We start from the raw sequence: 26976 nt of genomic DNA on the forward strand, positions 1-26976 counted from the left end.
CCGCTCATCTGCCTTCGGCCTCGTCCTCTAACTCTCCGAAGCTCTTCGAGGAGGGCCCCGGACGGGCTGGATGTGGCCGGGCTCCGCTGAGCCGAGCACAGCGGACTGTTCCTGGTTGTCGCAGGCGTACGGCACGATGGGGGCATGGCACCCAACAGTGATCACCCCGGTGAGCAGGTGGCGGACGAGCCGATCAAGCTGCTGGCCATCAGGGACACCCCGCTCTCCGTCGACGAGGTCTTCCGGGCCGTCGGGGACGACGCCGCCGGAGGGATCGCCATGTTCGTCGGGACCGTGCGCAACCATGACGACGGGGCCGACGTCGACGCGCTCGGGTACTCGTGCCATCCGACCGCCGAGGCCGAGATGCGGCGCATCGCCGAGAAGGTCGTCGCCGAGTACCCCGTGCGGGCGCTCGCGGCGGTGCACCGTGTGGGGGACCTGCGCGTAGGTGATCTCGCCGTCGTCGTCGCCGTGGCCTGTCCCCACCGGGGCGAGGCCTTCGAGGCCTGCCGCAAGCTCATCGACGACCTCAAGCACGAGGTGCCCATCTGGAAGCACCAGAGGTTCTCCGATGGCACCGATGAATGGGTCGGCGCGTAGCGCCGTCGTTGAGGGGTGGTGGCCGGGCGACGGGAGGGCGGGTGGGTGCCTGCTGAGTGGGGGAGCCCATACCTCTCCTGGGGTTAACCAACCTCTCACCCGGGCTCCGGTTGCGTAACCGTACCCCTCGCGTGAGCGTTGACATTGCGGATGATTAATCTGCTGATCAGTCAGTTGCGGTCGCTCATCGGGGTTGGGAGGTCGGCATGGCGGCGCTCGCCTGGTTGCTGATTCCGCTTATGGCTGCGATCGGTGCAGGACTGTGGGGCAGTTGGGCCAGTCGGAACCGCAAGGCCGCGGGCGACGGCTCCGAGCTCGCCGGGTACGCGCGTTTCCGCGAGGCCATGGAGAGGTCCCACTCGGGCGGCTGAGCGCGCCGAGGATCCAGGGGCCGCCCGTGCTCGCACGGACGGCCCTGACGGTCCGCTGACAGCACCGTCCCGTACTGTCGTTCCATGCCACGCCGCACCGCGACGATGCTCGCCTCCACCTTGATGCTGATCGCGCTCCTGTGTGCGGGAGTGTTCATCAAAGTGCCGTACTCGGAGATGTCCCCGGGGCCGACGGTGAACACCCTGGACGACCACGACGGCCAGCCGGTGCTGCAGATCTCCGGGCGCAGGACATACCCGACGAGCGGACACCTGAACATGACCACCGTCCGGGTCACCAGCGCCGACTACAACATGAACCTGGTGGAGGCCGTCTACGGCTGGCTGGCGCACGACACCAAGGTGGTCCCGCACGACACGCTCTACCCGGACGGCAAGACCGAACAGCAGTCCACGCAGGAGAACGCCGAGGAGTTCAGCCAGTCCCAGGAGAGCGCCAAGGTGGCCGCCCTGAAGGAGCTGGGCATCCCGGTGACGTCCTGGGTGATCGTCTCCACCGTGCTCAAGGGGTCGCCCGCCGAGGGCAAGCTGCACGCCGGTGATGTCATCAAGGCCGTCGACGGCAGTGCCGTGAAGGTGCCCGAGGACGTCGCCAAGCTGGTCACCAAGCACAAGCCCGGCGAGAAGGTCGTGTTCACGATCGTGCCCGCCAAGGAGCAGGTCGCCGCCGAGAAGGCGCACAAGACGGCCTCCGAAACCAAGGACGTGACGATCACCACGACGAGGTCCCACGACACCGGCAGGGAGCGCGCCATCGTCGGGATCTCCGCCGGGACCGATCACACCTTCCCGTTCACCATCGACATCAAGCTCGCCGACGTGGGCGGACCGAGCGCCGGGCTGATGTTCGCGCTCGGCATCTACGACAAGCTCACCCCGGGCAGCCTCACCGGCGGCAAGTTCGTCGCCGGCACCGGCACCATCGGCGACGACGGCCAGGTCGGGCCGATCGGCGGTGTCGAGATGAAGACCGTCGGCGCGCGCAGCAAGGGCGCCCAGTACTTCCTGACTCCCAAGGACAACTGCGCGGCCGCCGCCAAGGACACCCCCAAGGGGCTCACCCTCGTCAAGGTCAACACCATCGAGGACGCCCTGAACGCCCTCAAGGACATCCGCACCGGCAAGACAGCCGATCTGCCGAAGTGCACCGCCAAGGGCTGACGGGCAGAGCCTTCACATGAGTGGGGGGCGCCCGGAAACCTCCAGGCGCCCCCACGTGTACGCGGAGCGCTCAGTCCTCGAACGTCGCCGCCAGTGCCTCCGCCAGGCCCGGCACCAGGTCCGGGCCCGTCAACACCTCCGTCGGCGAGTCCTTCTCGCGCAGCCGCAGCGCCGACTCCCGCGCGCCGTCCCGCAGCACCGCCACCGTCATCCGCACCTCCTGGCGCTCCGGGTGCTCGGCGACCCACGCGGCCAGCTTCTTCTCGCTCAGTCCCTGGGGGACCTGGGACTCCGCGGACGGCGGCAGCATCAGCCGCTCCACCGTGAGCGCACAGCCGGCCACCGCGTCGGGCCAGGCGATGGTGCCGAGGAACTCGTCCAGCGGCCGGTCGGCAGGGATCTCGTCCTGCTCGATCGGGGTGAGGCCCGCGGCCTCGGACTCGACCTCCAGGCCGAGCTGGGTCGCGAGCGCGGGCTCCTCGGTCCGCAGACGCGCGGTGTCGACGAGGGCGAAGAGGCGAGCGGGCTGGTCCCAGCCGAGGCCGGAGGCGTACTCGTCGATCTCGAGCACGGCCCGGGTGAGCGGGTTCGCTGCCATGGGAGTGTTGGACATGGTCACAATCCTGCCTCGTTCCCACCCGGAAGCGGGAACCGAGTAAAGCGCCAGTAAGTTGCATAGGTGAGGCTCCGCGATCGTGGAGCCTCATCCATGGTCCGCGTTCACGGGGGCCTGACGGATCAACTCGGATCAACAGCGAACTTCGAGGTGCGCACCTTGGCTTTCCAGATGCCGGACCGCGGCGGAGGCCCGACGGGGCCACGGATCAGAGTGGGCCGCCCGTCCGGGCGGGCCCGGACCCTGCTCATGACGCTCGGGGTCCTCGCCGTCCTCGGTATGGCGTTCGTCATGTTCGCCGGCTTCTGGACGGACTGGCTCTGGTACCGGTCGGTGAAGTACTCGTCCGTCTTCACCACCACCCTGTGGACCAAGATCGGGCTCTTCTTCGTCTTCGGTCTGCTGATGGCGGCAGCGGTCGGCGTCAACATCTGGCTCGCGCACCGGCTGCGTCCGCCGCTGAGCGCCATGTCCATGGAGCAGCAGAGCCTGGACCGCTACCGGATGGGGATCGCGCCCTACAAGACGTGGCTGCTGCTCGGGATCACCGCCCTGGTGGGCCTGGTCGCGGGCGCGTCGGCGTCCAGCCAGTGGCGGACCTGGCTGATGTGGGTGAACGGCGTGCCGTTCCACCAGAAGGACCCCCAGTTCCACCTGGACGTCTCCTTCTACGCCTTCGACCTGCCCTGGTACCGCTTCCTGCTCGGTTTCGGCTTCGCCGCCACGGTCCTGTCGCTGATCGCCGCCGCGCTCACCCACTACCTGTACGGCGGGCTGAGGATCACCTCCCCGGGAGCGCGCGCCACGGCCGCCGCCACCGGGCACCTGTCCGTGCTGCTCGGTGTCTTCGTCGCCCTGAAGGCGGTCGCCTACTGGCTCGACCGGTACGGACTGGCGGTCAAGTCCAGCGACTTCAAGGCGACCGGCAACTGGACGGGCCTGCGGTACGTCGACGCGAACGCCTACCTGCCGGCCAAGACGATCCTGTTCTGCATCGCGGTCATCTGCGCGCTGCTGTTCTTCGCCACCCTGTGGCGGCGCACCTGGCAGCTGCCCGTGATCGGCTTCGGCCTGATGGTGCTCTCGGCGATCCTCATCGGCGGGCTGTACCCGGCGATCGTCCAGAAGTTCCAGGTCCAGCCGAACGAGCAGGCCAAGGAGGCGCCGTACGTCGACAAGAACCTCAAGGCGACCCGCGAGGCCTACGGCATCGACGACGCCCAGGTCAGCGAGTACGCCGGGACGAGCAGCACCAAGGACAAGAGCACGCTGCGCGACGCCGCGGACGCCACGGCGAGCATCCGCCTGCTGGACCCGAACATCGTCTCGCCGACGTTCCAGCAGCTCCAGCAGATGAAGAACTACTACGCCTTCCCGACCAACCTGGACGTCGACCGGTACACGAAGGACGGCAAGGACCAGGACACGGTCATCGGTCTGCGTGAGCTGAACCTGAACGGCATTCCGAAGAACAACTGGATCAACGACCACTTCCGCTACACCCACGGCTACGGTGTGGTCGCCGCCAAGGGCACCACCGCCGACGCCAACGGCCAGCCCGTCTTCACCGAGTCCGACCTGCCGTCGACCGGTGACCTGGGGACGTACGAACAGCGGATCTACTACGGCGAGAAGACCAGCACGTACTCGATCGTCGGCGGTCCCCAGAAGGAGATCGACTACTCCGACGACAACGGCGAGAAGACCACCAGCTACCGGGGCAAGAGCGGGGTCAGCCTCTCCAACCCGATCAACCGGGCCGCATACGCGGTGGCGTTCAGCGAGCCGCAGATCCTCTACTCCGGCGCCATAGGCGACGGCTCGCGGATCCTGTACAACCGCACGCCCAAGGAGCGCGTCGAGGCGGTCGCGCCGTGGCTGACCATCGACGGTGACGCCTACCCCGCGGTCGTCGACGGCCGCATCCAGTGGATCGTCGACGCCTACACGACGTCGAACGGCTATCCGTACTCCTCCCGTACGACGTTGGGTGACACGACGGCCGACTCGCTGACCGCGGGCAACACCCAGCGCGCGGTGATGGCCCAGCAGAACCAGGTCAACTACATCCGCAACTCGGTGAAGGCGACCGTCGACGCGTACACGGGCGAGGTCAAGCTCTACCAGTGGGACACCGAGGACCCCGTCCTGAAGACCTGGATGAAGGCGTTCCCGGGCACCGTGAAGCCGCGGAGCGACATCTCGCCGTCGCTGATGTCCCATCTGCGCTACCCGCAGGACCTGTTCAAGGTCCAGCGCGAGCTGCTGACCCGCTACCACGTCAAGGACGCGCAGACGTTCCTCAGCGGCAGCGAGGTCTGGCAGGTGCCCGACGACCCGACGAACAAGACGGGCAACGCGGTGCCGCCGTACTACCTGAGCATGAAGATGCCCGACCAGCAGGCGCAGGCGTTCTCCCTGACGACGACGCTCACGCCGAACGGCCGTGACAACCTGAGCGCCTTCATGGCGGTCGACTCCGAGGCGGGCACCCCCGACTACGGCAAGATCAGAATCCTGAAGCTGCCGACGAGCAGAACGGTGGACGGGCCGAAGCAGGTCCAGAGCCAGTTCAACTCCGAGCAGAGCATCGCCGAGTCGATCAGGCTGCTGAAGGGCGGCGACTCCGACATCGAGTACGGCAACCTGCTGACCGTGCCGCTCGACGGGGGACTGCTGTACGTGGAACCCGTCTACGTCCGCGGCGGCGGGCTCAAGTACCCGCTGCTGCGCAAGGTGTTGGTGACCTACGGCGGCAACACCGCGTTCGAGGACACGCTCGACGAGGCGCTGAACAAGGTCTTCGGCGCACAGGGTCCCACCCCGCCGCCGGACACCGGGACCGGCAACCAGCCGACGCCCGGCAACCCGACCGTCCAACAGGCACTCCAGGACGCCCAGAAGGCCTTCGACGCGGGCCAGGAGGCCCTCAAGAAGGGCGACTGGGAAGCGTACGGGCGGGCGCAGAAGGACCTCCAGGACGCGCTGAAGCGGGCCGAGGAGGCCCAGACCAAGGCCGGGAAGACCAGTGGCGGTGGCAGCGGCGGGAGCGGCAGCAGTCCCTCCGCCACTCCCGGCAGCTCGCCCGGCAGTTCGCCGAGCGGCAGCCCGAGCGGTTCGCCCAGGAGTTCCCCGAGCGCTTCCGGCGGGGGCTGAACCAGGCCCCTCCCGCGCCGTGATACGGTGGGTAAACAACGGCGCGGGGTGGAGCAGCTCGGTAGCTCGCTGGGCTCATAACCCAGAGGTCGCAGGTTCAAATCCTGTCCCCGCTACTGAAGTCGAGGGCCCGGATCCTGATCGTGGATCCGGGCCCTCGACGTGTGTGCGACACGAGGGGCGTACGGCGTGACCAGGCGACTTGCCTGAAATGCGGCTGCTTGTGGGGGCAGTTGGCCACTTCTGTGTTTGACTTGTCTCTCTGTGGGCATGTCGACAAAACGCTGAAGTGACCTCACTGGCTGCGGTATACCAGGTGTACCCAGGTTGCAGGTGGTGCGACGATGGACGTTATGGGGGACAAGGCAACTCTGTTCGGGACGGGCCGATTTGCGCGGTCCGCCGACCGGCTCGTGGACCGGCCGGCCGAGCAGTCCGCCGACATGTCCGCCCACCGGCTCGCCCACCAGTCCGTCGACCACTCGGCCGATTCCTCCGTCGACCCCTCCGTCGATCAGGCCGTCGAGGGGGACGAGGCCGGTGAGGCGGCAGAGGAGGCGCGGCAGCGGCTCGCCGCCGAGGCCGGCGACGTCCAGGCGATGAGTGTCCTCGGGGCCATGCTGCTGCGCCGCGGCGATCTCGACGGGGCCGAGCCCCAGCTGCGCGCCGCCACCGCCGCGGGCGACCGCGCCGCCGCCAACAACCTGGGTGTCCTTCTGCACCAGCGCGGATACGCCGAGGAGGCGGCCGGCTGGTGGCGCATCGCCGCCGTCGCCGGGTCCGCCGCGGCCGCGCACGCGCTCGGGCGGCACCACCGTGAGCGCGGGGACGAGCCGGCGGCCGAGTACTGGCTGCGCCAGGCGGCCGAGCAGGGGCATGTTCTGGGCGCGTACGCGCTCGCCGACCTGCTGGAGCACCGCGGTGACGACAGCGCCGAGCAGTGGATGCGGGCCGCCGCGGAGCGCGGGCACCGTGAGGCCGCGTACCGGTTGGCGAGAACGCTCGACCGCAGGGCGCTGTGTGAGCAGGAGGCCGGCGCCGACAACGGTGTCGAGACGTCCGCGCTCGAGACGTCCGCGCTCGAGGAGGCCGAGCAGTGGTACCGGCAGGCCGCCGCGCGCGGGCACCGGCGGGCGGCGCTGCACCTCGGGGCGATCCTGGAGCGGCGGGGCGATCTGAAGGAGGCCGGTCGCTGGTACCTGACCAGCGCGAAGGACGGCGAGGCGCGGGCCGCCTGCGCGCTCGGCTTCCTGCTGCGGGACGCGGGGGACACCGAGAGCGCCGCGGTGTGGTGGCTCAGAGCCGCCCAGGAGGGCGACGGCAACGCGGCGAACGCGCTCGGCGCCCTGCACGCCGAGCGTGGAGAGACCCAGACCGCCGAGCGGTGGTACCGGGCGGCGATGGACGCGGGCGACGTCAACGGCGCGTACAACCTGGGGCTGCTCTGTGCCGAGCAGGGGCGTACCGCGCAGGCCGAGCAGTGGTACCGGCGCGCGGCGTACGCCGGGCATCGGGAGGCGGCGAACGCGCTCGCCATCCTGCTGCTGCAGGGCGGGGACGCGACGGGGGCGGAACCGTGGTTCTCCAAGGCGGCGGAGGCGGGGAGCGTGGACGCCGCGTTCAACCTGGGCATCCTCTACGCCGGGCGGGGCGACGACGACACGGCCCTCGGATGGTACGAGCGGGCGGCTGCCGCCGGGCACACCGAGGCGGCGCTCCAGGTCGGGATCGCCCGGCTGCGTCAGGGGGACGAGCAGACGGCCGAGCGGCATCTGCGCTGCGCCGCGGGGGGCGGCAGCGCGGAGGCGGCGTACCGGCTGGCCACGCTCCTGGACGCGCGGCGGCCCCCGGCGCCCGCGCACGAGCTGGGGGAGCCGTCGCAGGAGAAGAGCGAGTGCGAGGAGTGGTACGAGCGTGCCGCCTCGCAGGGGCACCGGCGGGCGCAGGTAAGGGTCGGGATGCTGGCCGCCGCGCGGGGGGACGTGGTGGAGGCGGCGCGGTGGTACCGGGAGGCGGCGGAGGGCGGGTCGCGCAACGGCGCGTTCAATCTGGGGCTGCTGCTGGCGCGGGAGGGGAGCGAGCCGGAGGCCGCGCTGTGGTGGACCCGGGCGGCCGACGCCGGGCACGGTCGGGCGGCGTTGCGCCTGGCGCTGGTCTACGCGCGTCGGGGGGAGCTGGCGGAGGGGCAGCGGTGGGCCGACCGGGCTGTGTCGCTGGGGCCGGCGGAGGTGACGGAGCGGGCGGCGCGGTTGCGGGACGCTCTGCGGGAGGAGCTGTCGGCGTGACGGAGAGCCGCTGCGGGCACCGGAGGAGCGGGGGCCGCTGAAGCGATTTGCCTCTGTCCTTGTCGTTGACGTAGTGTTGCGTTCACCGACGCGGGGTGGAGCAGCTCGGTAGCTCGCTGGGCTCATAACCCAGAGGTCGCAGGTTCAAATCCTGTCCCCGCTACTGAAAGACCGAGGCCGGAAGCCCAAATGGGTTCCGGCCTCGGTCTGTTGATGCGTCCCTTGTGACGCTGTGATGCGCCCCTTGCGCGGGCGGACGCAAAGCCCGGGGAAGCGCCGCTACGCCGCCGCGCAGTTCGGGCACAGCCCGCGATACGTCACTTCTACGTCCGACACCGTGAAGCCGAAGCGCTCCGAGTCGGGGAGGTCCGCCAGCGGGTTGCCCATCGGGTGGACGTCGCGGATCGTGCCGCAGTTGGCGCACACCAGGTGGTGGTGCGGCCGGTGCGCGTTCGGGTCGTACCGCTTGGCGCGCTTGTCCGTGGCGACCTCGAGCACCTCGCCGAGGGACACCAGCTCACCCAGCGTGTTGTAGACGGTTGCCCGGGAGATCTCCGGCAGCTTCGCGACGGCACGCGCGTGCACCTCGTCGGCCGTCAGGTGGACGTGCTCGCCGTCGAGGACCTCGGCCACGACGCGCCGCTGCGCGGTCATCCGCCATCCACGTCCGCGCAGCCGTTCCAACAGGTCACTCATACCCCCCAGCCTAACAGCAAGGGACCAGTTTCCGAATAGGTGTGACTTTGGATGCCTGCTTGACTTGGACTTCGTCTAATATAGGATCGAGTTCAGCGCTGGTCGGGTGACCGGGCTGGAAGAAGGCAGTGGCAGTGACTCAGGAGGCTCAGGTGACGCAGGGACCGCTCACGACGGAAGCCGGTGCTCCGGTGGCCGACAACCAGAACAGCGAGACGGCAGGCGTCGGCGGCCCGGTTCTCGTTCAGGACCAGCTCCTGCTGGAGAAGCTCGCCCGCTTCAACAGGGAGCGCATCCCGGAGCGAGTGGTGCACGCCCGGGGCGCGGGTGCCTACGGCACCTTCACGGTCACCGCCGATGTCACCCCGTACACGCGTGCCGCCTTCCTCTCCGAGATCGGCAAGCAGACCGAGGTCTTCCTGCGCTTCTCGACCGTGGCCGGCAACCTCGGCGCCGCGGACGCCGTCCGCGACCCGCGCGGTTTCGCGCTGAAGTTCTACACCGAAGAGGGCAACTACGACCTCGTCGGCAACAACACCCCGGTCTTCTTCATCAAGGACGCCATCAAGTTCCCCGACTTCATCCACACCCAGAAGCGCGACCCGTACACGGGCAGCCAGGAGGCGGACAACGTCTGGGACTTCTGGAGCCTCAGCCCGGAGAGCACCCACCAGGTGACCTGGCTCTTCGGCGACCGCGGCATCCCGGCGTCCTACCGCCACATGGACGGCTTCGGTTCGCACACCTTCCAGTGGAACAACGAGGCCGGCGAGGTCTTCTGGGTCAAGTACCACTTCAAGACCGACCAGGGGATCAAGAACCTCACCGCCGAGGAGGCCGGGATCCTCGCGGGCAAGGACCCCGACTCCCACCAGCGCGACCTGCGCGAGGCCATCGAGCGGGGCGAGTACCCGACCTGGACCGTCTCCGTCCAGATCATGCCCGCGGCCGAGGCGGCGACCTACCGCTTCAACCCCTTCGACCTGACCAAGGTGTGGCCGCACGGCGACTACCCGCTGGTCGAGATCGGCAAGCTCGAGCTCAACCGCAATCCGGAGAACGTCTTCGCCGAGGTCGAGCAGTCGATCTTCAGCCCCGCCCACTTCGTGCCCGGTATCGGTCCCTCCCCGGACAAGATGCTCCAGGGTCGCCTGTTCGCCTACGGCGACGCGCACCGCTACCGCGTCGGCATCAACGCCGACCAGCTGCCGGTGAACCGCCCGCACGCCACCGAGGCGCGCACCCACGGCCGGGACGGCTTCCTGTACGACGGCCGCCACAAGGGCGCCAGGAACTACGAGCCGAACAGCTTCGGCGGCCCGTCCCAGACCGACCGGCCACTGTGGCAGCCGGTCCCGGTGCAGGGCGCCACGGGCAACCACGAGGCCCCGGTGCACGCCGAGGACAACGACTTCGTGCAGGCGGGCAACCTGTACCGCCTGATGTCCGAGGACGAGAGGGAGCGCCTGATCGGCAACCTCGCGGGCTCCCTCTCGCAGGTCTCGCACGACGACATCGTCGAGCGCGCGATCGACAACTTCCGTCGGGCCGACGACGACTTCGGCAAGCGCCTGGAGGCCGCGGTGCAGGCCCTGCGCCCCCTTCGCGACTGAACCGGCGCCGCTCACGCGGACCTGGTTGCCCGCCGTCGGGGTCGCCCGAGCGATGGTCGCGGTCGAGTGCGGTGCCTGTACGGATTGTCCGTACAGGCACCGTGGTGCATCAGCTCACCGCTGCCGGGCGGTGGGCCGGGGCCCAGCAGCGGATGATGTCGCGGACCGAGACGACGCCGACCGGTTCGTCGTCGTCCAGGACGATCAGATGCCGGAAACCGCCGTGGGCCATGGCCCGCGCGGCCTCCTCGAGGGTCCAGGACGGCGCGGCGAACACGACGTCCATGGTGGTGTGGGCCTGGGCCCGTTCGATGTCCGGGCTCTGGCCCAGGCCGACGGAGTTGAGGATGTCGCGCTCGGTGAGGATGCCGGGGCCGCCGGCGTCCGGGTCGAGGACCACGGCCGCGCCGACCCGGCGGGCGGACATCAGGGCTGCTGCCTGGCGGAGAGTGTGTGCGGGGCCGATGGTGAGGACCACGGTGCTCATGGCGTCGCGGACGAGCATGGGGCGGAGCCACCTCCTACGAGTGCGCTGGAGCTACAAGTGCGAGTGCGCTGGACCGAACCCACTCGACCGCACTGGCTCAGGGCTCCGGAACCGTAGGATGCCGCCCGCCGGAAACGCCCGCCCCAGGCTTCACAAATTCACAAGTGGGTGATGCCTAGGTTCCCAGGCAAAGGGCCGGTCAACAAGAGGGCGCACGACGCGAGTTCAGGGGCGCTCGCGGTGCACAGAACCACCACTGTGCACCCCTGGTGTCTCGTACCGGCCGGTAGGGGCCAGTACCGGTCGTTCACATCCGGTATGGACTAGTACCGGTCGTTCAGATAGTCGAGCAGGGTGTCGTGGAGCAGCCCGTTGGACGCAGCCGCGTTGCCGCTGTGCGGGCCCGGGCGGCCGTCGAGGCCGGTGAAGGAGCCGCCGGCCTCCGTCACGATGATCGCGTTCGCCGCCATGTCCCACAGCGACAGCTCCGGCTCGGCGCAGATGTCCACCGACCCCTCCGCGACCATCATGTACGGCCAGAAGTCGCCGTAGCCGCGGGTGCGCCACACCACGCGCGTCAGGTCGAGGAAGCCGTTCAGCCGGCCCTGCTCCTCCCAGCCGGACAGCGAGGAGTACGCGAAGGACGCGTCCGACAGCCTTGAGACGCGCGAGACGTGCAGCCGCGACGCCGAGGACAGACTGCGCCCCGTGAACGCGCCGTGCCCCTTCGCCGCCCACCAACGGCGCCCCAGCGCGGGCGCCGAGACGACACCGACGACGGGCTGGTAGCCCCCTTCGCCCGCCTCCATCAGCGAGATCAGCGTGGCCCACACCGGCACGCCCCGCACGTAGTTCTTGGTGCCGTCGATCGGGTCGATCACCCAGCGGCGCGGACCCGTGCCCTCGACGCCGTACTCCTCGCCGAGGATCGCGTCGCGCGGCCGGGCGCGCTGGAGCTGGCCGCGGATGAGCTCCTCGGCCGCCTTGTCCGCCTCGCTCACCGGTGTCATGTCCGGTTTCGTCTCGACCTTGAGGTCAAGGGCCTTGAACCGGCCCGTGGTCGCGGCGTCGGCCGCGTCCGCGAGCACATGGGCGAGCCGCAGGTCATCGAGATAGTCGGGCATGACCGAACCGTATCTGCCCCTTCGCCGGACCGGCCACACGGGACGCGGGATCTTCCTGGGGCGCCTCCGCGGGCGGCCCCGCGCTGCCGTGTGATCGCGGCGTGTGACGGCCGGTACGCGCCCTTCAATGCCGCCGGGAACCCTTGACACTGTTGGTGCACGCGTCAACCCTGTGCGTCAGAGCCGCTGGTCCCGAGGGAGGCGATGATGCCTGCAGCGCGGGAGTCCCTGCTGGACGCCGCCTATACGGCGCTCCTGCGCCGTCCGTGGTCCGCCGTACGCATGGTGGACGTGGCCGCGGCGGCCGGTGTCTCCCGCCAGACGCTGTACAACGAGTTCGGCAGCAAGGACGGGCTCGCCCGCGCCCTGGTGCGCCGGGAGGCGGACGGGTACCTCGCCGGTGTCGAGAGGGCGCTCGCCGCACACGGGGACGTCGGCGAGCGACTGGCTTCGGCCGCGGAGTGGACCGTCTCGGCGGCCCGCGAGAACGTCCTCGTCCGCGCCATGCTCACCGGATGCTGGAGCGAGTCGTTGCCGTCGCCGCCGCTCGCCGCCGTGCCGTCCGGCTCCGCCGTACCGGCACAGCGGCGGGCCGATGGGCCACTGCCCTCACCGGCGGATCTCGTGGGCCTGGTCCGTGATCGCGCCGTGGCGACGGTGGCCGGGCCCGGGATGGGCAAGGGCGATGCCGCGGAGTTGGCCCGTGCCTGTGAGGTGGCCGTCCGGTTGTCGCTGTCGTGTGTGGCGGCACCGCCGGGGGAGGGTGGGGTCGCGGAACTGGTGCGGGCCGCTCTGCCGCGGCAGGTTCGGTGACGGTGCGCCGCCGGCCCCGCGCCTTTCAACGGGCGTGACCCTCGGTCTCAGTGAGCCGAACCCGAAAGCTGCAGGCCGATCACGCCCACGATCACGAACGAGATCGAGACGATCTTCAGCGTGGACACGAGGTCCCCCAGGAACACCATCCCGTAGATCGCCGTCCCCGCTGCCCCGATCCCCGTCCACACCGCGTACGCCGGACCCACGTCCAGCTTCCTCAAGGACAGCGTGAGGAGGCCGAAGCTGCCCAGTGCGAAACAGCAGAACGCGATGGTCGGCCAGAGCCTGGTGAAACCGTGGGAGAGCTTGAGGCAGACGGCGAAACCGGTCTCGAGAAGTCCGGCCACGATGACCAGCAGCCACGCCATGTGTCGTCCTCCCGCGTCCCCACGCCGACTGCTCAGGTCCTGTCGGATCTCGATGCGAGTAAGCCTTTACCTGCGGGTGAGCGACGCAAACACCGGCGAGGTCAGTCGCCCTCCCTGCGTTCCCTTGTGGAGAGCAGCCTGCGCAGGGAGTAGAGCCGGGCCGGATCCGCGTGCCCCTCGGCGACCCACGCGTCGAGCGCGCAGTCCGGTTCGTCGTGGCTGCACGCCCGCGGGCAACCCTCGGTGCCCGGCTCCAGGTCCGGGAAGGCGTGGATGACGCGGGACGGGTCGATGTGGGCCAGGCCGAAGGACCGTACGCCCGGGGTGTCGACGACCCAGCCGTCCGCCTCCCACAGCGGCAGCGCCAGCGCCGAGGTCGTGGTGTGCCGGCCGCGGCCCGTGACCGCGTTGACGTGCCCCGTCAGACGGCGCCGGTCCTCCGGAACCAGCGCGTTGACCAGGGTCGTCTTGCCCACGCCCGAATGCCCGACGAACGCGGTGACCTTGCCGTCGAGATGCTCGCGCACCCGGTCCGCGGCGTCGCCGGTCTCCAGTTCCTCACGGCTGGTGACGACGTAGGGGATGTCCAGGTCGCCGTACAGTTCCAGGAGCTTCTCGGGCGGGGCGAGGTCCGACTTGGTCAGCACCAGCAGCGGTTCCAGGCCGCCGTCGTAGGCCGCGACCAGGCAGCGGTCGATCAGGCGCGGGCGCGGCTCGGGGTCCGCGAGGGCGGTGACGATGGCCAGCTGGTCGGCGTTGGCGACGACCACGCGCTCGTAGGGATCGTCGTCGTCGGCGGTGCGGCGCAGCACCGACGAGCGCTCCTCGATGCGGACGATCCGCGCGAGCGTGTCCTTCTGGCCGGACAGGTCGCCGACCAGGGCGACGCGGTCACCGACCACCGCGGCCTTGCGGCCCAGTTCACGGGCCTTCATCGCCATGACCGTACGGCCGTCGACGAGGCAGGTCAGCCGCCCGCGGTCGACGGTGAGGACCATGCCCTCCGCCGCGTCCTCGTGCTTCGGCCGGATGTTCGTACGCGGCCGGTTGCCCCTGCGGTTGGGACGCGTGCGGATGTCGTCCTCGTCGGTGTGCTTGCCGTAGCGGCGCATGGTCGTCAGTCCGCCCGTCAGTTCCCCAGCATCCCGGTCCACAGGTCGGGGAAGTCCGGCAGTGTCTTGGCCGTGGTCGCCACGTTCTCGATCCGCACGCCCTCGACCGCGAGGCCGATGACGGCGCCCGCGGTGGCCATGCGGTGGTCGTCGTAGGTGTGGAAGACCCCGCCGTGCAGGGGGCGCGGGCGGATGTGGAGACCGTCGGCGGTCTCGGTGACGTCGCCGCCCAGCTCGTTGATCTCCTTGGTCAGGGCGGCCAGGCGGTCGGTCTCGTGCAGCCGCAGATGGGCCACGCCGCGCAGGGTGGACGGGGAGTCCGCGAGGGCCGCGACCGCCGCGATGCCCGGGGTCAGCTCGCCGACCTCGCCAAGGTCCACGTCGATGCCGTGGATGGCACCGGAACCGGTGAAGACCAGGCCCCGTTCGGTCAGCTCGCAGGAGCCGCCCATCTCGGTGAAGATCTCACGCAGGCGGTCGCCGGGCTGGGTGGTGCGGGCGGGCCAGTCCGGGATGACGACCTTGCCGCCGGTCACCAGGGCGGCGGCGAGGAACGGCTGGGCGTTGGACAGGTCCGGCTCGACGGTCAGGTCACGGCCGAGCAGGGCGCCCGGCGTGACCCGCCAGACATTGGGCTCGCCACCCGACTCCGGGGTGTCCACCTGGGCGCCGACCGCGCGCAGCATGTCGACCGTCATGCGGATGTGCGGCAGGGAGGGCAGCGTCGCACCGGTGTGGCGGACCTCGACGCCCTGGTTGAAACGGGGGGCGGACAGCAGCAGGGCGCTGACGAACTGGGAGGACGAGGACGCGTCGACCGGCACCGGTCCGCCGTCCAGCGCGCCGCCGCCGTGGACGGTCAGCGGCAGCGCGCCGCGGCCGTCGTCGTCGATGCGGGCGCCGAGGATGCGCAGGGCGTCGATCACGCCGTTCAGCGGGCGTTCGTACGAGCGCGGGTCGCCGTCGAAGCGGACCGGGCCGTCGGCGAGCGCGGCCACCGGGGGCAGGAAGCGCATCACGGTGCCGGCGTTGCCGACGTCGACCGTGGCCGGGCCGTGCAGTGCGGCGGGGATGACGCGCCAGGTCTCGCCGGAGCCGTCCGGGCCGACCCCTTCCTCGATGCCGACGCCCATCGCGCGCAGGGCCGCGGCCATCAGCAGGGTGTCGCGGGAGCGCAGCGGGCGGCGCAGCCAGCCCGGCTCGGAGGCGAGGGCGGCGAGCACGAGGGCGCGATTGGTGACCGACTTGGAACCGGGCACGTGAACCGTCGCGTCGACGGCTCCGCTCGCGTGCGGGGCGGGCCAGAGGGCGGTGTGCGGGGGGTTCGGGGCCATGGCCCCACTCTATAAGGGCGCTGTTGAGGGGAGCATCGTTCGGGAGCGGCGCCGTCGTGGCCGGTCGCTGCCCGAGTCCTCGGCCTGGTTCGGACAGGGGGACCCCGACGCGGCGGAGCCGCACATCGGCACGGTGGCGCCCCGTTCGGCGTCACATCGCCAGCAGCCAGCGTCCGCCGCCCATCAGGGAGCACAGCGACACCGCGTGGAACAGGAACAGCCACAGCCCGGCGGGCACGTTCGTCAGCCGGGCGAGCTGGTCGGCGTCCGAGTCCCCGGCGCTCCCGCGGGACCGCTTGGCCTGCAGCTCGAAGGCGGGGCGTACGCCGCCGAGGAGCAGGAACCACACCGCCGCGTAGGCGAACGCCGCCTGCACCTGCGGGCCGGTCAGCCAGGACACCGCCAGGAACGTGCCGCCGGTCAGCAGCACGGTCAGCGCCCCGTACGCGTTGCGGATCATGACCAGCATCGACACGAGCAGCGCGGTGGCCAGCCACAGCAGCGCGGTGATGTGCCCGGTGGCGAGCAGCGCCGCGCCGCCGAGGCCGAGGAGCGGGGGAGCGGTGTAGCCCGCGGCGGCGGTGAGGATCATGCCGAGCCCGTACGGCTTGCCACGGCTGACCGTGAGGCCGCTGGTGTCCGAGTGGAGCCGGATGCCGGTGAGCGTGCGGCCGGTCAGCAGCGCGACCAGGCCGTGGCCGCCCTCGTGCGCGATGGTGATCGCGTTACGGGATATCCGCCACAGGTTGTGCGGGACGACCACGGCGAGCGCCGCGACCATCGTGGCGATCACCACCCACAGAGCGGGGTCCGGTTGGCTGCCGAAGACCGCGTCCCAGAGATCGGGCAGCGAACTCAGCGAGGTCGAGGCGAGGCTGTCCATTGCGGTGAGTGGCTCCAGGGGTGTCGGCGGATCTGGCAGTGTGGCACGCATGTGCGGACGGTACGCAGCGAGTCGCAGGCCCGAGGATCTCGCAGGAATCTTCGAGATCGAGATGGGGGTCCCCTCTGCCGGAGCGGAGCCGAGAGCTGGGGGGAGGGAGCCGGAGGAGACACTGGCGCCCGACTACAACGTGGCTCCGACCAAGGAGGTCTACGCGGTCCTGGACCGTCCTGTGAAGGACGCCGGCGACCCACGCCCGGTTCGCCAGCTGCGCCGGCTCAAGTGGGGCCTCGTCCCCTCCTGGGCCAAGACGCCCGAGGGCGGCGCCCGCATGATCAACGCGCGCGCCGAGACCGTGCACGAGAAACCGTCGTACCGCCGGGCCTTCGCCGCCCGGCGCTGCATCATCCCCGCCGACGGCTACTACGAGTGGGTCACCGGCAAGGACGAGCGCGACCTGGAGGTCGAGGGCAGGCGCAAGCGCCCGCGCAAGCAGCCGTACTTCGTGCTGCCCGCCGACGGGTCGGTCTTCGCGATGGCCGGGCTGTACGAGTTCTGGAGGGACAGGACCCTGCCCGACGACCACCCGCAGGCCTGGTGGGCGACCTGCTCGGTGATCACCACGGAGGCGGAGACGACACCGCTGGCCGTGGCGCCGGCCGAGGGCCCGCGCACCCTGGCAGACATCCACCCCCGGATGCCGCTGATGCTCACCCCGGACCGCTGGGACGCCTGGCTCGACCCCTCCCGCACGGACCCCGACGAGCTGCGCTCCCTGCTGGACCCGCCACCCCCGGGCCTGATGCGCGCCTACCCGGTCTCCACGGCGGTCAGCAACGTCCGCAACAACGGCCCGGAGCTGCTGAAGGAGCTGGCGGGGCCCGAAGAGGGCACACTGTTCTGACGTGACCGATGTGACACAGAGCGTCGAGACGGACGCCGGTACGGCCCGCGTCACCTGGCACCGGGCGAAGCAGGCGAGGCTGGTCCTGGCCGTGAGCCACGGCGCCGGCGGCGGTATCGAGGCACGCGATCTCCAGGCGCTCGCCCGGGTCCTGCCCGCGCACGGCGTGAGCGTCGCGCTCGTGGAGCAGCCCTGGCGCGTCGCCGGCAAGAAGGTGGCGCCCGCGCCGAAGACGCTGGATCTGGGCTGGCTCGGGGTGTGGCCCGCGCTCGTCGCCCCCGGGCTGCCGGTGATCTCGGGCGGACGCAGCGCCGGGGCCCGGGTCGCCTGCCGCACCGCCGCCGAGCTGGGCGCGCACGCGGTCCTCGCCCTGAGCTTCCCGCTGCATCCGCCGGGCAAGCCGGAGAAGTCCCGCGCGGACGAACTGCTGGGCGCGGGCGTGCCCACGCTGGTGGTGCAGGGCGGCAACGACCCGTTCGGCAAGCCGGAGGAGTTCCCCCGGGGCTCCTACGAGATCGTCGAGGTGCCGTACGGCGACCACGGCTTCGCCGTGCCCAAGCGCGCGGACATCACCCAGGAACAGGCCCTGGAGACCATCACCGACGCCGTGGTGAAGTGGGCCACGTCACTCGGGTGACGGCCGGGAATGTGGCGAGGCGGACCACTGTTGTCGGGATCAGACAGCACCGGGCGTGCTGAACGCACCGACGAGAGGAAGTCCGCCGCATGGGTTCGACCATCTGCCCGCCCGTCGCCCACCACCACCCCGTGGACGGGCTGCGCCCGGCGGAGTCTGATTCGCGCCGCAGCAGCAGCGCTGACCTGGACTGGACGGTGCTGCACGCGGCCAAGACCGCTCCGATTCGAGCGGCGGCGGGCAACGATGTTCGTCTATCCTCCGATTCGAGTGGGATCGGTTTCGGTCCTGCCATGTCGCTGGAGGAGGTGGGTCCGGTCACCGGTACCGACGCAGGGACCGACTACGGCCAGGCGGAGCAGCCCGAGGGCCGGGGCACGGGCATGGAGTCGTCCGCCGAGCGCAGTGCGCGCTTCGAGCGGGACGCGCTCGAATTCCTCGACCAGATGTACTCGGCCGCGCTGCGCATGACGCGCAACCCGGCCGACGCCGAGGACCTGGTGCAGGAGACGTACGCGAAGGCGTACGCGTCCTTCCACCAGTTCCGCGAGGGCACCAACCTCAAGGCCTGGCTGTACCGGATCCTGACCAACACGTTCATCAACTCGTACCGCAAGAAGCAGCGCGAACCCCAGCGCAGCGCGGCCGAGGAGATCGAGGACTGGCAGCTGGCACGTGCCGAGTCGCACATGTCGACCGGTCTGCGCTCGGCGGAGTCGCAGGCGCTCGACCACCTTCCCGACTCGGACGTCAAGGAAGCGCTCCAGGCGATCCCCGAGGAATTCCGCATCGCCGTCTACCTCGCGGACGTGGAGGGCTTTGCGTACAAGGAGATCGCCGACATCATGGGGACACCCATCGGCACGGTGATGTCCCGGCTGCACCGGGGCCGCCGTCAACTGCGCGGCATGCTCGAGGACTACGCCCGCGAGCGCGGGTTGGTCCCGGCCGGCGCCGGAGAGTCGAACGAGAAAGGCTCGGGCTCATGAGCTGCGGAGAGCCGCACGAGACGGACTGCAGTGAGGTCCTGGACCATCTCTACGAGTTCCTCGACAGTGAGATGCCGGACGTCGATCGCACCAAGTTCCAGCAGCACTTCAAGGAGTGCTCTCCCTGCCTGGAGAAGTACGGGCTGGAAGAGGCCGTGAAGAAGCTGGTCAAGCGGTGCTGCGGCCATGACGACGTGCCGACGGACCTGCGGGCGAAGGTCATGGGCCGCATCGAGCTGATCCGCTCCGGCCAGACGGTCCCCGAGCACGATGTGACCGCCACTCCGCAGGAGTCCTGAACTCGAGTTCGGACACTCGGTCAATCCTCGGCAGTTCGTCACTCGAACGTGCTAATCCACGGGCCGGAAGCCCATGGATTCGGCCAATGCCGCCCCGGTGCGCCACCTCCCCCTCTAGGCTCCCGAGCCTGAATGGGGCATGACCGGGCCCGCCCGGTTCCAGGCCGGGCGCCGGTCGGCGGGAGGTGGCGTCGTGGGACCGGTTCGGCCTTGGGGCTACGTGTACGTCGGCTGTGCCGCCCTGGCCGCCCTGTTCTGCGTGGCCCCGGTGCCGGAGCTGCCCGTCCCCTGGTGGGCGGTCGCCCTGCTCGCCGTGCTCTACGCCGGCTGCGAGCAGGTCCCCCGGTGCTCCCTCGTGGGCCGCCACGCACCCGACGGCATGGGCACGTTCTTCCCCGTGCTGCTCGCCGGAGCTTTCCTGCTGCCGCCCCCGGCCGCCGCGCTCGTGCCGCTGCCGGGTGCCCTGCTCGCCCGGGTCGACGGGCGGCCGGCCCGGCTGCGCCGGACGTGGCGGGCCGCACAGCTCGCCCTGGCCGTGTGGGCGGCCTCCCGGGTGCACTGGTCGCTCGGCGGCCACGACGCGGTCGTCGGCGCCCGCTTCCCGTACGCGCTCCTGCCCGCGGGCGCCGCCGTGGTGGCGTTCTGCCTGGCGCTCACCGCCCTCGACGGCGGGATCCTGGCGCTCGCCGAGGGCGTACCGGCGCACACCGCCTGGCGCGGCCTGTTCCTGCGCTCCCTCGCGCCCGTCACCGTGCACGGCCTGGCCGGGCTGATGATGGCCGTGCTGTGGCGCAGCACGTACGGGCCGGTCGCGGCTCTGCTCGTGCTGCTGCCCATGTACGTCTCCTGCTGGGTCTTCGCCCAGTACCACCGCGAGCGGGCGGCCCATCAGGCCACGATCCGGGCGCTCGTCCAGGCGGTCGACATCAAGGACGGCTACACCCGCGGGCACAGCGAACGGGTCGGACAGGCCTCGATGATGATCGCCCGGGAACTCGGCATGGACGACGAACGCGTCGAGGTGCTGCGGTTCGCCGGGATCCTGCACGACGTGGGCAAACTCGGCGTGCCCACCCGGCTGCTGCGCAAGGACGGGCCGCTCACCCCCGAGGAGCGGCGGATCATCGAACTGCACCCCGAGTACGGCCACGAGATGGTCCGCGGCATCGGGTTCCTCGACGAGGCGCGGTCCGCGATCCTCCACCACCACGAACGCCTCGACGGCAGCGGGTATCCGTACGGGCTGACGGGCGACCGCATCCCCGAGTGCGCCCGTGTGGTCGCCGTCGCCGACGCCTTCGACGCCATGACCTCCACCCGCTCCTACCGGCGGGCCCGCCCCGTCGCCGCTGCCCTGGACGAACTCCGGCGGTGCGCGGGGTCGCAGTTCGACCCGGCGATGGTGGGGGCGTTCGTCCGGGCCCTCGCGCGCCACGGCTGGCACCCGGTGGTGACCGCGGACGAGGAACGGCGCGAGGAGGCCCGGGACGCCCGGGCGCGCGGAAACGTACCGCCTCCGGCCCTGCCCGTGGCCGGCCGCCCGGCCGGGCGGGGACCCGGTGGGGGCGGTGCATGACCGCCCGCCGCCTCCCCCTCCTCCTCGCCCACGCGGCGGCCGGGCTCCTCGGCGCCGGCGCTCTCGCCCCCACCCTCTGGCACGGCATCGAGGAACCCGGTGCCGCCCTCGCCTTCGGGGTGCTGGTCGGCGTCGGCGAGCTCGGCCGGTGGAGCGGCAGCGGCGAGCGGGAGCCCGCACCCCTCGGGGCGGCCGGGGCGCTCGCCTACGCCCTGCTCGGGGAGACCGCCGGCCGGCCCACCCACCACGGCGTGCCCCAGGTCGTCGCCGTGGTGCTCGCGGCCTCCCTCGCCGGCTGCGTGCCGCACGTGGCCCGCGGGCGCGGCCCAACCACCGACCACCTCACCCGCCGCCTGCTCACCGTCGGCTTCGCCGCCGTCTGCTTCCAGCCCCTCTACCACCACGGCGGACCGCATCACCGGAGCGGACCCGCGTACGCGCTGATCGTCGTCGCCCTGCTCGTCCTGACCACCCTCTGCGACGCGGTGCTCGCCGCCGCGCTCGCGCACTGCCGGACCCGCTGGCCGTTCGGGCCGCTGCTGCGCGAGGAGTTGCGCGGCAGGTGCGGCATCGGCTCCGCGGTGTGCGCCACGGGAGCCGTGATGTCCCTGGCCGTCGCGGTCGCCGGCCTGTGGGCGCTGCCCGTCTTCTCGCTTCCGCTGCTGCTCACCCAGCTCTCCTACCGGCGCTACGCGGCCGTGCGCACCACCTACCGGCAGACCATCGCCTCCCTGGCCCGCGCCACCGAGATCGCCGGGTACACGCCCCCCGGACACGCCCGCCGCGTGGCCGAGCTCAGCCGGGCCGTCGGCCGTGAGATGGGCCTCACCGAGCCCGAGCTGACCGTCCTGGAGTACGCGGCCCTCATGCACGACATCGGGCAGCTCAGCCTGGTCGATCCCGTTCCCGCCGGGGCCACCGCCCGGCTGCCGGCCGAGGAACAGCGGCGCATCGCCCTGCTCGGCGGCGCCGTGGTGCGTCAGACCGGTGTGGACGCCGAGGTCGCCGTCGTCGTGGAACGGCAGGCCGACCCCTACCGGGAACAGCCGGTGAGCGCCAGAATCGTCCGGGCGGTCAACGCGTACGAGGAGATGGCGAGGGAAGAGACAGGACCGGGGGGACCGCTCAGCGCGCTGGAGCGGCTGCGGCTCGCCTGCGCCCGCGACTACCAGCCGGAGGTCGTGGAATCACTCGCACGAGTGCTGCAGCGAGACGGTCTGAGGGCCCCAGTGGTGGGGTAACCCATCGGTAATGAGCGCCCGTCCGGCCGTACGTGGTTGGATGCGAGGAGAGGGTGTTCGGGGGCACAGCTCGGTCCGTGGCCCCCGCAGACGGCAGGAATCCGGCAGGCGGGAATCGCAAGGGACTGGCAGGCGGAATCGTGAGGATCTTCGGGAAGGGACGGCACCGGCCCTCCGCCTCCTGGCGGCAGGCCACCGACCGCGCGTTCACCCTGATCGGTGACGGCCGGTACGAGGACGCGGGAGCGCTGCTGACCCGTGCCGCGGACCTGGAGCCCTGGCTATCGGAGTCCTGGTTCAACCTGGCGCTGCTGCACAAGTTCCGCCACGACTGGGAGCAGGCCCGTACCGCCGGGCTGCGCGCCGTGGCGTTGCTCGAGAAGGAGACCGGGGCGCCCGACTGGTGGAACGTGGGCATCGCCGCTACCGCCCTGCAGGACTGGCCGCTGGCCCGCCGCGCCTGGCAGGCGTACGGGCTGAAGGTGCCGGGAGGTGCCGCGGTATCCTCGGAGCCCGCCGGGATGGAACTGGGCAGCGCGGCCGTGCGGCTGTCGCCGGAGGGCGAGGCCGAGGTGGTCTGGGGCCGCCGGCTGGACCCCGCCCGTATCGAGGTGCTCTCCATCCCGCTGCCGTCCTCCGGGCGCCGCTGGGGCGAGGTCGTGCTGCACGACGGGGTGCCGCACGGGGAGCGCACGACGGCCGCCGGGCACACCTACCCCGTCTTCGACGAGATCGAGCTGTGGGCGCCCTCGCCGGTGCCCACCTGGGTGGTCCTGCTGGAGGCCGCCACGGAGGCCGACCGGGACGCGCTGGAGCAGCTGGCCGCCGACGCCGGGTTCGCCGCGGAGGACTGGTCCTCGTCCGTGCGGCTGCTGTGCCGTACGTGCTCCGAGTCCCGGATGCCGGCCGACGAGGGCGACGGCGAGCACCTCGACCCGCACGACCACAGCGAGCCCGGCCACCCGGGGCCGCTGGGGCACCGTACGGACGGGCAGCTGTGGGTGCCTGAGCGGGAGTGCGGGGTGGCCGCGCCGGCTTCGCTCGTTCGGGGGCTGCTGGACGGGTGGGTCGCGGACAGTCCCGATTCCCGGGACTGGCGGGACCTCGAAGAGGTGTGTTGACCGGGCCTTCACCGGCCTCCCGGGGAAGTCACCCGACCACGCCCCGTAGGCTGTACTCGCAGATTTCCCATGGTTGCAGGAAGGCGTACGTCGGTCATGGCGCAGCAGGACACCGATCAGCAGCACGCGGGCGTGCTCCCCGTCGACGGCGAGGGCTTCGTCGTCGACACGGAGGACTGCGAGGAGCGCGAGACGGCCTGGCGGGAGCGGGGCACCTCGCGGCCGATCACGGTCGTCGGCAACCCGGTGCTGCACAAGGAGTGCAAGGACGTCACCGAGTTCGGCGAGGAGCTCGAGCAGCTGGTCGCGGACATGTTCGCCAGCCAGCGCACCGCTGAGGGCGTGGGCCTGGCCGCGAACCAGATCGGTGTCGATCTGAAGGTCTTCGTCTACGACTGCCAGGACGACGAGGGTGTGCGCCACGTGGGCGTGGTCTGCAACCCCAAGCTCGTCGACCTGCCCGCCGACAAGCGCCGTCTGGACGACAGCAACGAGGGCTGCCTGTCCGTGCCGACCGCCTACGCGCCGCTCGCCCGCCCCGACTACGCCGAGGTCACGGGGCAGGACGAGAAGGGCAACCCGATCAAGGTGCGCGGCACCGGCTACTTCGCGCGGTGTTTGCAGCACGAGACGGACCATCTGTACGGCTACCTCTACATCGACCGGCTCTCCAAGCGCGAACGCAAGGATGCCCTGCGGCAGATGGCCGAGAACGAACCCCGCTACCCCGTGGTGGCCAACGACTGAACCCCAGGGGGTGTCTCGGACACCCCCGGCACTCCCTCGTCGACGGCGCCGGGCCGGGCACTCCGCCCTGCCCGGCGCCGTTCGCGTAGGTGTCGCGTTCATGTGTGCGTCGCACATTCGATCCCCTGTACGCATGAACTGATCCTTAATCAGTCACACAAGGGGAGAATCTCGGCACAGTAGGGGAGTGAGTGAAGCAAATCCGTTCCCATGCCGGTCAGTTGTAGTGCTGAATGGAATGCGCGGGACAACGCGACGGCGGTGCGCCCGGCACGACGGAGGGGGCGCGGCGCCAACCGGCTGCTGAGAGGGGTTTGTTCGTGCCAGCTTTCCCACACAGCACTTCACCGACGGCGACCGCGGCCGCGGTTCCACCGGCGCTCCGACTGCCGGTGATCGAGGCCGCGTTTCCCCGTCGACTGCACCCGTATTGGCCCTGCCTGCAGGAGAAGACACGTTCCTGGCTGCTGGAAAAGCGGCTCATGCCGGCGGACAAGGTCGAGGAATATGCCGACGGACTGTGCTACACCGACCTCATGGCGGGCTACTACATCGGCGCTCCCGACGAGGTCCTGCAGGCGATAGCCGACTACAGCGCGTGGTTTTTCGTCTGGGACGACCGCCACGACCGGGACATCGTGCACCGCCGGCCCGCCGCCTGGGGGAGGCTGAGGTCGCGACTGCACACGGCCCTGGACTCTCCCGCGGACCATCTGCACCACCGGGATCCCCTGGTCGCCGGGTTCGCGGACAGCGTGCTGCGGTTGTACTCGTTCCTCGGCCCCACGTGGAACGCGCGCTTCGCCCGGCACTTCCACGCGGTGATCGAGGCGTACGACCGGGAGTTCCGCAACCGCACCCTGGGACGCGTCCCGACGGTGGAGGCCTACCTCGAACTGCGCCGGCTCACCTTCGCGCATTGGATCTGGACGGATCTGCTGGAGCTGAGCGCCGAATGCGAACTGCCGGACCACGTCAGGAAACACCCCGCATACCGACGGGCGGCCTTGCTGAGCCAGGAGTTCGCCGCCTGGTACAACGACCTGTGTTCGCTCCCCAAGGAAATAGCGGGGGACGAGGTCCACAATCTCGGAATCAGTCTCATCCATCATGAGGGGCTGACGCTCGAAGAGGCCGTCACGGAAATACGGCGGCGGGTCGGGCAATGCGTCACCGATTTCGTCGCCGCCGAAAAGGAGGCACTGCGCTTCGCCGACACCCTCGCGGCCGGAACGGTGCGGGAAAAGGAACTTGGCATCGCGGTCAGGGCGATCGTCGCAAACATGCGGAACTGGTTCAGCACCGTGTACTGGTTCCATCACGAGTCCGGCCGGTACCGGGTCGACAGCTGGGACGACCGGTCGACACCCCCGTACGTCGACAACGAAGCGGCAGGTGAGAAATGACTCTGGAATCGGTCAGGACCCAGGCGCCCATGGAGCCGTCTGTTCCGCCACTCGCAGCGGGCGGCGTCCCCGCTCTCGGACACGGCTGGAAACTGGCCCGCGACCCGCTCGGCTTCCTCACCCGGCTGCGGGACGACGGCGACGTCGTACGGCTGAGGATCGGCCCGAAGACGCTGTACGCGGTCACCAGCCCCGAACTCGCCGGCGCCCTCGCGCTCAGCACCGACTTCCAGATCGGCGGGGCGCTGTGGGAGTCGCTCGAGGACCTGCTCGGCAAGCAGGGTGTGGCCACCAGCAACGGGCCGCTGCACAGGCGCCAGAGGCGGGCCATCCAGCCCGCCTTCCGGCTCGAGGCCATCCCCGCCTACGGCCCGATCATGGCGGAGGAGGCGCACGCGCTCGTGGAACGCTGGCGCTCCGGCGCCGCCCTCGACGCCACCACGGAGGCCTTCCGCGTGGCCGTCCGCGTCGCCACCCGCTGCCTGATGCGCGGCAGTTACATGGACGCCCGGGCCGAGCGGATCTGTGCGGCGCTCACCACACTGTTCAGCGGTATGTACCAGCGCATGGTCCTGCCCCTGGGGCCGCTTTATCGCCTGCCGCTTCCGGCCAACCGCGAATTCAACCGGGCATTGGCCGATCTGCATCTCCTGGTCGACGAGATCGTCGCCGACCGCCGGGCATCCGGTCAAAAGCCGGACGATTTGCTGACGGCTTTGCTGGAGGCGAAGGACGAGAATGGCGAGGCCATCGGGGAACAGGAGATCCACGACCAGGTCGTCGCCATCATCACCGCCGGAAGCGAAACCGTCGGTTCCATGATCATGTCGCTCCTGAAGGTCCTCACCGAGCACCCGGACCAGGGTGACAAGATCCGCGACGAGGTGAAAACCGTCGTGGGCGACCGGCCGGTCGCATTCGAGGACGTCCGGAAGCTGACGTACACCGCGCACGTCATCGTCGAGACAATGCGTTTGCATCCCGCGGTATGGATATTGACGCGGCGGGCGGTGGCCGACACGCAGCTCGGCGGGTACCGCATCCCGGCCGGGGCCGACGTCGTCTACAGCCCGTACGCGATCCAGCGTGATCCGCGCTCGTACGGGCGGCATCTGGAGTTCGACCCCGACCGGTGGCTTCCTGAGCGGGCCAAGGAGGTCCCCAAGCACGCGATGACCCCGTTCGGCGTCGGCAACCGCAAGTGCCCGGGCGACCACTTCTCGATGGCCGAACTCACGCTCCTCACCGCGGCCATGGCCTCCGCCTACCGTTTCGAACAGGCACCCGGGTCCGAGCCCGGGCCCCGCATCGGCATCACGCTCCGCCCACGCCGGCTGCTGCTGCGGGCCCTGCCCCGCTGACCACCCGCACCGGACGCAGGTACAGGCGGCCCTCGGGCCGCCTGAACCC

Annotated in this window: 25 protein-coding genes and 2 tRNA genes; 19 read left to right on the plus strand and 8 right to left on the minus strand. The window is 70.7% G+C overall.

From position 1 onward, the window contains the following. Nucleotides 1-144 precede the first annotated feature (144 nt). The 3 genes from ACIRC0_RS11060 to ACIRC0_RS11070 all read left to right on the plus strand — a co-directional run bounded on the left by ACIRC0_RS11060 (nt 145) and on the right by ACIRC0_RS11070 (nt 2156). The gene (locus ACIRC0_RS11060; protein ID WP_403614190.1) at nt 145-603 is read left to right on the plus strand and encodes a molybdenum cofactor biosynthesis protein MoaE; all 459 of its coding nucleotides are present in this window, start codon (nt 145-147) and stop codon (nt 601-603) included. 239 nt (nt 604-842) lie between these two features. Then, the gene (locus ACIRC0_RS11065) at nt 843-974 is read left to right on the plus strand and encodes a hypothetical protein (RefSeq protein WP_366024263.1); all 132 of its coding nucleotides are present in this window, start codon (nt 843-845) and stop codon (nt 972-974) included. Nucleotides 975-1058: 84 nt separating this feature from the next. Then, nucleotides 1059-2156 carry a PDZ domain-containing protein gene (locus ACIRC0_RS11070; protein ID WP_403614192.1) on the plus strand — a complete coding sequence of 366 codons (1098 nt, stop codon included), beginning with the start codon at nt 1059-1061 and terminating at the stop codon, nt 2154-2156. 70 nt (nt 2157-2226) lie between these two features. On the opposite strand, the gene ACIRC0_RS11075 is transcribed toward ACIRC0_RS11070, so the two are convergent. Beyond that, the gene (locus tag ACIRC0_RS11075) at nt 2227-2769 is read right to left on the minus strand and encodes a PPA1309 family protein (RefSeq protein WP_403614195.1); all 543 of its coding nucleotides are present in this window, start codon (nt 2767-2769) and stop codon (nt 2227-2229) included. A gap of 174 nt (nt 2770-2943) precedes the next feature. Here ACIRC0_RS11075 and ACIRC0_RS11080 point away from each other — a divergent pair, with 174 nt between their 5' ends. The 4 genes from ACIRC0_RS11080 (at nt 2944) to ACIRC0_RS11095 (ending at nt 8376) form a co-directional block, all read left to right on the plus strand. Further along, the gene (locus tag ACIRC0_RS11080; RefSeq protein WP_403614717.1) at nt 2944-5928 is read left to right on the plus strand and encodes a UPF0182 family protein; all 2985 of its coding nucleotides are present in this window, start codon (nt 2944-2946) and stop codon (nt 5926-5928) included. A gap of 42 nt (nt 5929-5970) precedes the next feature. Further along, nucleotides 5971-6044 (plus strand) — tRNA-Met (locus ACIRC0_RS11085). A 228-nt stretch (nt 6045-6272) separates the two neighbouring features. After that, nucleotides 6273-8213 (plus strand): sel1 repeat family protein, encoded by a 1941-nt coding sequence (locus ACIRC0_RS11090; protein WP_403614198.1) that lies wholly within the window; start codon nt 6273-6275, stop codon nt 8211-8213. Between the two features lie 89 nt (nt 8214-8302). Then, nucleotides 8303-8376, plus strand: a tRNA-Met gene (locus ACIRC0_RS11095). A 116-nt stretch (nt 8377-8492) separates the two neighbouring features. On the opposite strand, the gene ACIRC0_RS11100 is transcribed toward ACIRC0_RS11095, so the two are convergent. Further along, nucleotides 8493-8909, minus strand: coding sequence for a Fur family transcriptional regulator (locus ACIRC0_RS11100; RefSeq protein WP_200419219.1), 417 nt, complete (start codon nt 8907-8909; stop codon nt 8493-8495). A gap of 152 nt (nt 8910-9061) precedes the next feature. Between ACIRC0_RS11100 and ACIRC0_RS11105 the strand changes: the two genes are divergently transcribed. Then, on the plus strand, nt 9062-10522 hold the full coding sequence (locus tag ACIRC0_RS11105; protein ID WP_403614200.1) for a catalase: 1461 nt from the start codon (nt 9062-9064) through the stop codon (nt 10520-10522). Between the two features lie 109 nt (nt 10523-10631). On the opposite strand, the gene ACIRC0_RS11110 is transcribed toward ACIRC0_RS11105, so the two are convergent. Further along, complete coding sequence (locus ACIRC0_RS11110; protein WP_403614202.1) at nt 10632-11027, minus strand: cyclic nucleotide-binding/CBS domain-containing protein; 396 nt, start codon at nt 11025-11027, stop codon at nt 10632-10634. Nucleotides 11028-11332: 305 nt separating this feature from the next. Next, the gene (gene hisN, locus ACIRC0_RS11115; RefSeq protein ID WP_403614205.1) at nt 11333-12133 is read right to left on the minus strand and encodes a histidinol-phosphatase; all 801 of its coding nucleotides are present in this window, start codon (nt 12131-12133) and stop codon (nt 11333-11335) included. 204 nt (nt 12134-12337) lie between these two features. On the opposite strand from hisN, the gene ACIRC0_RS11120 reads away from it, so the two are divergent. Next, a complete protein-coding gene (locus ACIRC0_RS11120; protein WP_403614208.1) occupies nt 12338-12946 on the plus strand; it encodes a TetR/AcrR family transcriptional regulator in 609 nt (202 codons plus the stop codon). 47 nt (nt 12947-12993) lie between these two features. Here the strand turns inward: ACIRC0_RS11120 and ACIRC0_RS11125 are convergent, their stop codons facing one another. The 4 genes from ACIRC0_RS11125 to ACIRC0_RS11140 all read right to left on the minus strand — a co-directional run bounded on the left by ACIRC0_RS11125 (nt 12994) and on the right by ACIRC0_RS11140 (nt 16646). Further along, on the minus strand, nt 12994-13317 hold the full coding sequence (locus ACIRC0_RS11125; RefSeq protein WP_366023644.1) for a multidrug efflux SMR transporter: 324 nt from the start codon (nt 13315-13317) through the stop codon (nt 12994-12996). A gap of 101 nt (nt 13318-13418) precedes the next feature. After that, nucleotides 13419-14429, minus strand: a complete 1011-nt coding sequence (gene rsgA, locus ACIRC0_RS11130) for a ribosome small subunit-dependent GTPase A (RefSeq protein ID WP_403614719.1) — start codon at nt 14427-14429, stop codon at nt 13419-13421. Nucleotides 14430-14446: 17 nt separating this feature from the next. Then, entirely contained in the window at nt 14447-15763 is a 1317-nt protein-coding gene (aroA, locus tag ACIRC0_RS11135) for a 3-phosphoshikimate 1-carboxyvinyltransferase (protein WP_403614211.1), read from the minus strand. Between the two features lie 151 nt (nt 15764-15914). Next, complete coding sequence (locus tag ACIRC0_RS11140) at nt 15915-16646, minus strand: M50 family metallopeptidase (protein WP_403614722.1); 732 nt, start codon at nt 16644-16646, stop codon at nt 15915-15917. A 49-nt stretch (nt 16647-16695) separates the two neighbouring features. On the opposite strand from ACIRC0_RS11140, the gene ACIRC0_RS11145 reads away from it, so the two are divergent. The 10 genes from ACIRC0_RS11145 (at nt 16696) to ACIRC0_RS11190 (ending at nt 26927) form a co-directional block, all read left to right on the plus strand. Continuing rightward, nucleotides 16696-17550: an SOS response-associated peptidase gene (locus ACIRC0_RS11145; protein ID WP_403614214.1), complete on the plus strand. Its 855-nt coding sequence runs from the start codon at nt 16696-16698 to the stop codon at nt 17548-17550. A gap of 10 nt (nt 17551-17560) precedes the next feature. Continuing rightward, complete coding sequence (locus ACIRC0_RS11150; RefSeq protein ID WP_403614725.1) at nt 17561-18187, plus strand: alpha/beta family hydrolase; 627 nt, start codon at nt 17561-17563, stop codon at nt 18185-18187. A 308-nt stretch (nt 18188-18495) separates the two neighbouring features. Beyond that, nucleotides 18496-19176 (plus strand): RNA polymerase sigma factor SigR, encoded by a 681-nt coding sequence (gene sigR / locus ACIRC0_RS11155; RefSeq protein WP_219822307.1) that lies wholly within the window; start codon nt 18496-18498, stop codon nt 19174-19176. Beyond that, nucleotides 19173-19475, plus strand: coding sequence for a mycothiol system anti-sigma-R factor (rsrA, locus tag ACIRC0_RS11160; protein ID WP_388990925.1), 303 nt, complete (start codon nt 19173-19175; stop codon nt 19473-19475). Before sigR ends, rsrA begins: the two co-directional genes overlap by 4 nt. Before the next feature lie 193 nt (nt 19476-19668). Next, nucleotides 19669-21051 (plus strand): HD-GYP domain-containing protein, encoded by a 1383-nt coding sequence (locus tag ACIRC0_RS11165; RefSeq protein ID WP_403614217.1) that lies wholly within the window; start codon nt 19669-19671, stop codon nt 21049-21051. Then, complete coding sequence (locus ACIRC0_RS11170; protein WP_403614220.1) at nt 21048-22292, plus strand: HD-GYP domain-containing protein; 1245 nt, start codon at nt 21048-21050, stop codon at nt 22290-22292. Before ACIRC0_RS11165 ends, ACIRC0_RS11170 begins: the two co-directional genes overlap by 4 nt. A gap of 140 nt (nt 22293-22432) precedes the next feature. Continuing rightward, nucleotides 22433-23413 (plus strand): tetratricopeptide repeat protein, encoded by a 981-nt coding sequence (locus ACIRC0_RS11175; protein ID WP_403614222.1) that lies wholly within the window; start codon nt 22433-22435, stop codon nt 23411-23413. A 96-nt stretch (nt 23414-23509) separates the two neighbouring features. Further along, entirely contained in the window at nt 23510-24160 is a 651-nt protein-coding gene (def, locus tag ACIRC0_RS11180) for a peptide deformylase (protein WP_403614225.1), read from the plus strand. 320 nt (nt 24161-24480) lie between these two features. Beyond that, nucleotides 24481-25566 carry an epi-isozizaene synthase gene (gene cyc1 / locus ACIRC0_RS11185; RefSeq protein WP_403614228.1) on the plus strand — a complete coding sequence of 362 codons (1086 nt, stop codon included), beginning with the start codon at nt 24481-24483 and terminating at the stop codon, nt 25564-25566. Then, a complete protein-coding gene (locus ACIRC0_RS11190) occupies nt 25563-26927 on the plus strand; it encodes a cytochrome P450 (protein ID WP_403614231.1) in 1365 nt (454 codons plus the stop codon). The genes cyc1 and ACIRC0_RS11190 overlap by 4 nt, the downstream gene beginning before the upstream one ends. Nucleotides 26928-26976: the final 49 nt, after the last annotated feature.

The sequence above is a fragment of the Streptomyces sp. NPDC093984 genome (assembly GCF_044764595.1).
GTDB classification, from domain to species: Bacteria; Actinomycetota; Actinomycetes; order Streptomycetales; family Streptomycetaceae; genus Streptomyces; species Streptomyces cynarae.

Coding starts and splice junctions, on each gene's coding strand:
- ACIRC0_RS11060 (WP_403614190.1), top strand. CDS start 145: ATGGCACCCAACAGTGATCACCCCGGTGAGCAGGTGGCGGACGAGCCG.
- ACIRC0_RS11065 (WP_366024263.1), top strand. CDS start 843: ATGGCTGCGATCGGTGCAGGACTGTGGGGCAGTTGGGCCAGTCGGAAC.
- ACIRC0_RS11070 (WP_403614192.1), top strand. CDS start 1,059: ATGCCACGCCGCACCGCGACGATGCTCGCCTCCACCTTGATGCTGATC.
- ACIRC0_RS11075 (WP_403614195.1), bottom strand. CDS start 2,769: ATGTCCAACACTCCCATGGCAGCGAACCCGCTCACCCGGGCCGTGCTC.
- ACIRC0_RS11080 (WP_403614717.1), top strand. CDS start 2,944: ATGCCGGACCGCGGCGGAGGCCCGACGGGGCCACGGATCAGAGTGGGC.
- ACIRC0_RS11090 (WP_403614198.1), top strand. CDS start 6,273: ATGGACGTTATGGGGGACAAGGCAACTCTGTTCGGGACGGGCCGATTT.
- ACIRC0_RS11100 (WP_200419219.1), bottom strand. CDS start 8,909: ATGAGTGACCTGTTGGAACGGCTGCGCGGACGTGGATGGCGGATGACC.
- ACIRC0_RS11110 (WP_403614202.1), bottom strand. CDS start 11,027: ATGCTCGTCCGCGACGCCATGAGCACCGTGGTCCTCACCATCGGCCCC.
- hisN (WP_403614205.1), bottom strand. CDS start 12,133: ATGCCCGACTATCTCGATGACCTGCGGCTCGCCCATGTGCTCGCGGAC.
- ACIRC0_RS11120 (WP_403614208.1), top strand. CDS start 12,338: ATGATGCCTGCAGCGCGGGAGTCCCTGCTGGACGCCGCCTATACGGCG.
- ACIRC0_RS11125 (WP_366023644.1), bottom strand. CDS start 13,317: ATGGCGTGGCTGCTGGTCATCGTGGCCGGACTTCTCGAGACCGGTTTC.
- rsgA (WP_403614719.1), bottom strand. CDS start 14,429: ATGCGCCGCTACGGCAAGCACACCGACGAGGACGACATCCGCACGCGT.
- aroA (WP_403614211.1), bottom strand. CDS start 15,763: ATGGCCCCGAACCCCCCGCACACCGCCCTCTGGCCCGCCCCGCACGCG.
- ACIRC0_RS11140 (WP_403614722.1), bottom strand. CDS start 16,646: ATGGACAGCCTCGCCTCGACCTCGCTGAGTTCGCTGCCCGATCTCTGG.
- ACIRC0_RS11145 (WP_403614214.1), top strand. CDS start 16,696: ATGTGCGGACGGTACGCAGCGAGTCGCAGGCCCGAGGATCTCGCAGGA.
- rsrA (WP_388990925.1), top strand. CDS start 19,173: ATGAGCTGCGGAGAGCCGCACGAGACGGACTGCAGTGAGGTCCTGGAC.
- ACIRC0_RS11170 (WP_403614220.1), top strand. CDS start 21,048: ATGACCGCCCGCCGCCTCCCCCTCCTCCTCGCCCACGCGGCGGCCGGG.
- def (WP_403614225.1), top strand. CDS start 23,510: ATGGCGCAGCAGGACACCGATCAGCAGCACGCGGGCGTGCTCCCCGTC.
- ACIRC0_RS11190 (WP_403614231.1), top strand. CDS start 25,563: ATGACTCTGGAATCGGTCAGGACCCAGGCGCCCATGGAGCCGTCTGTT.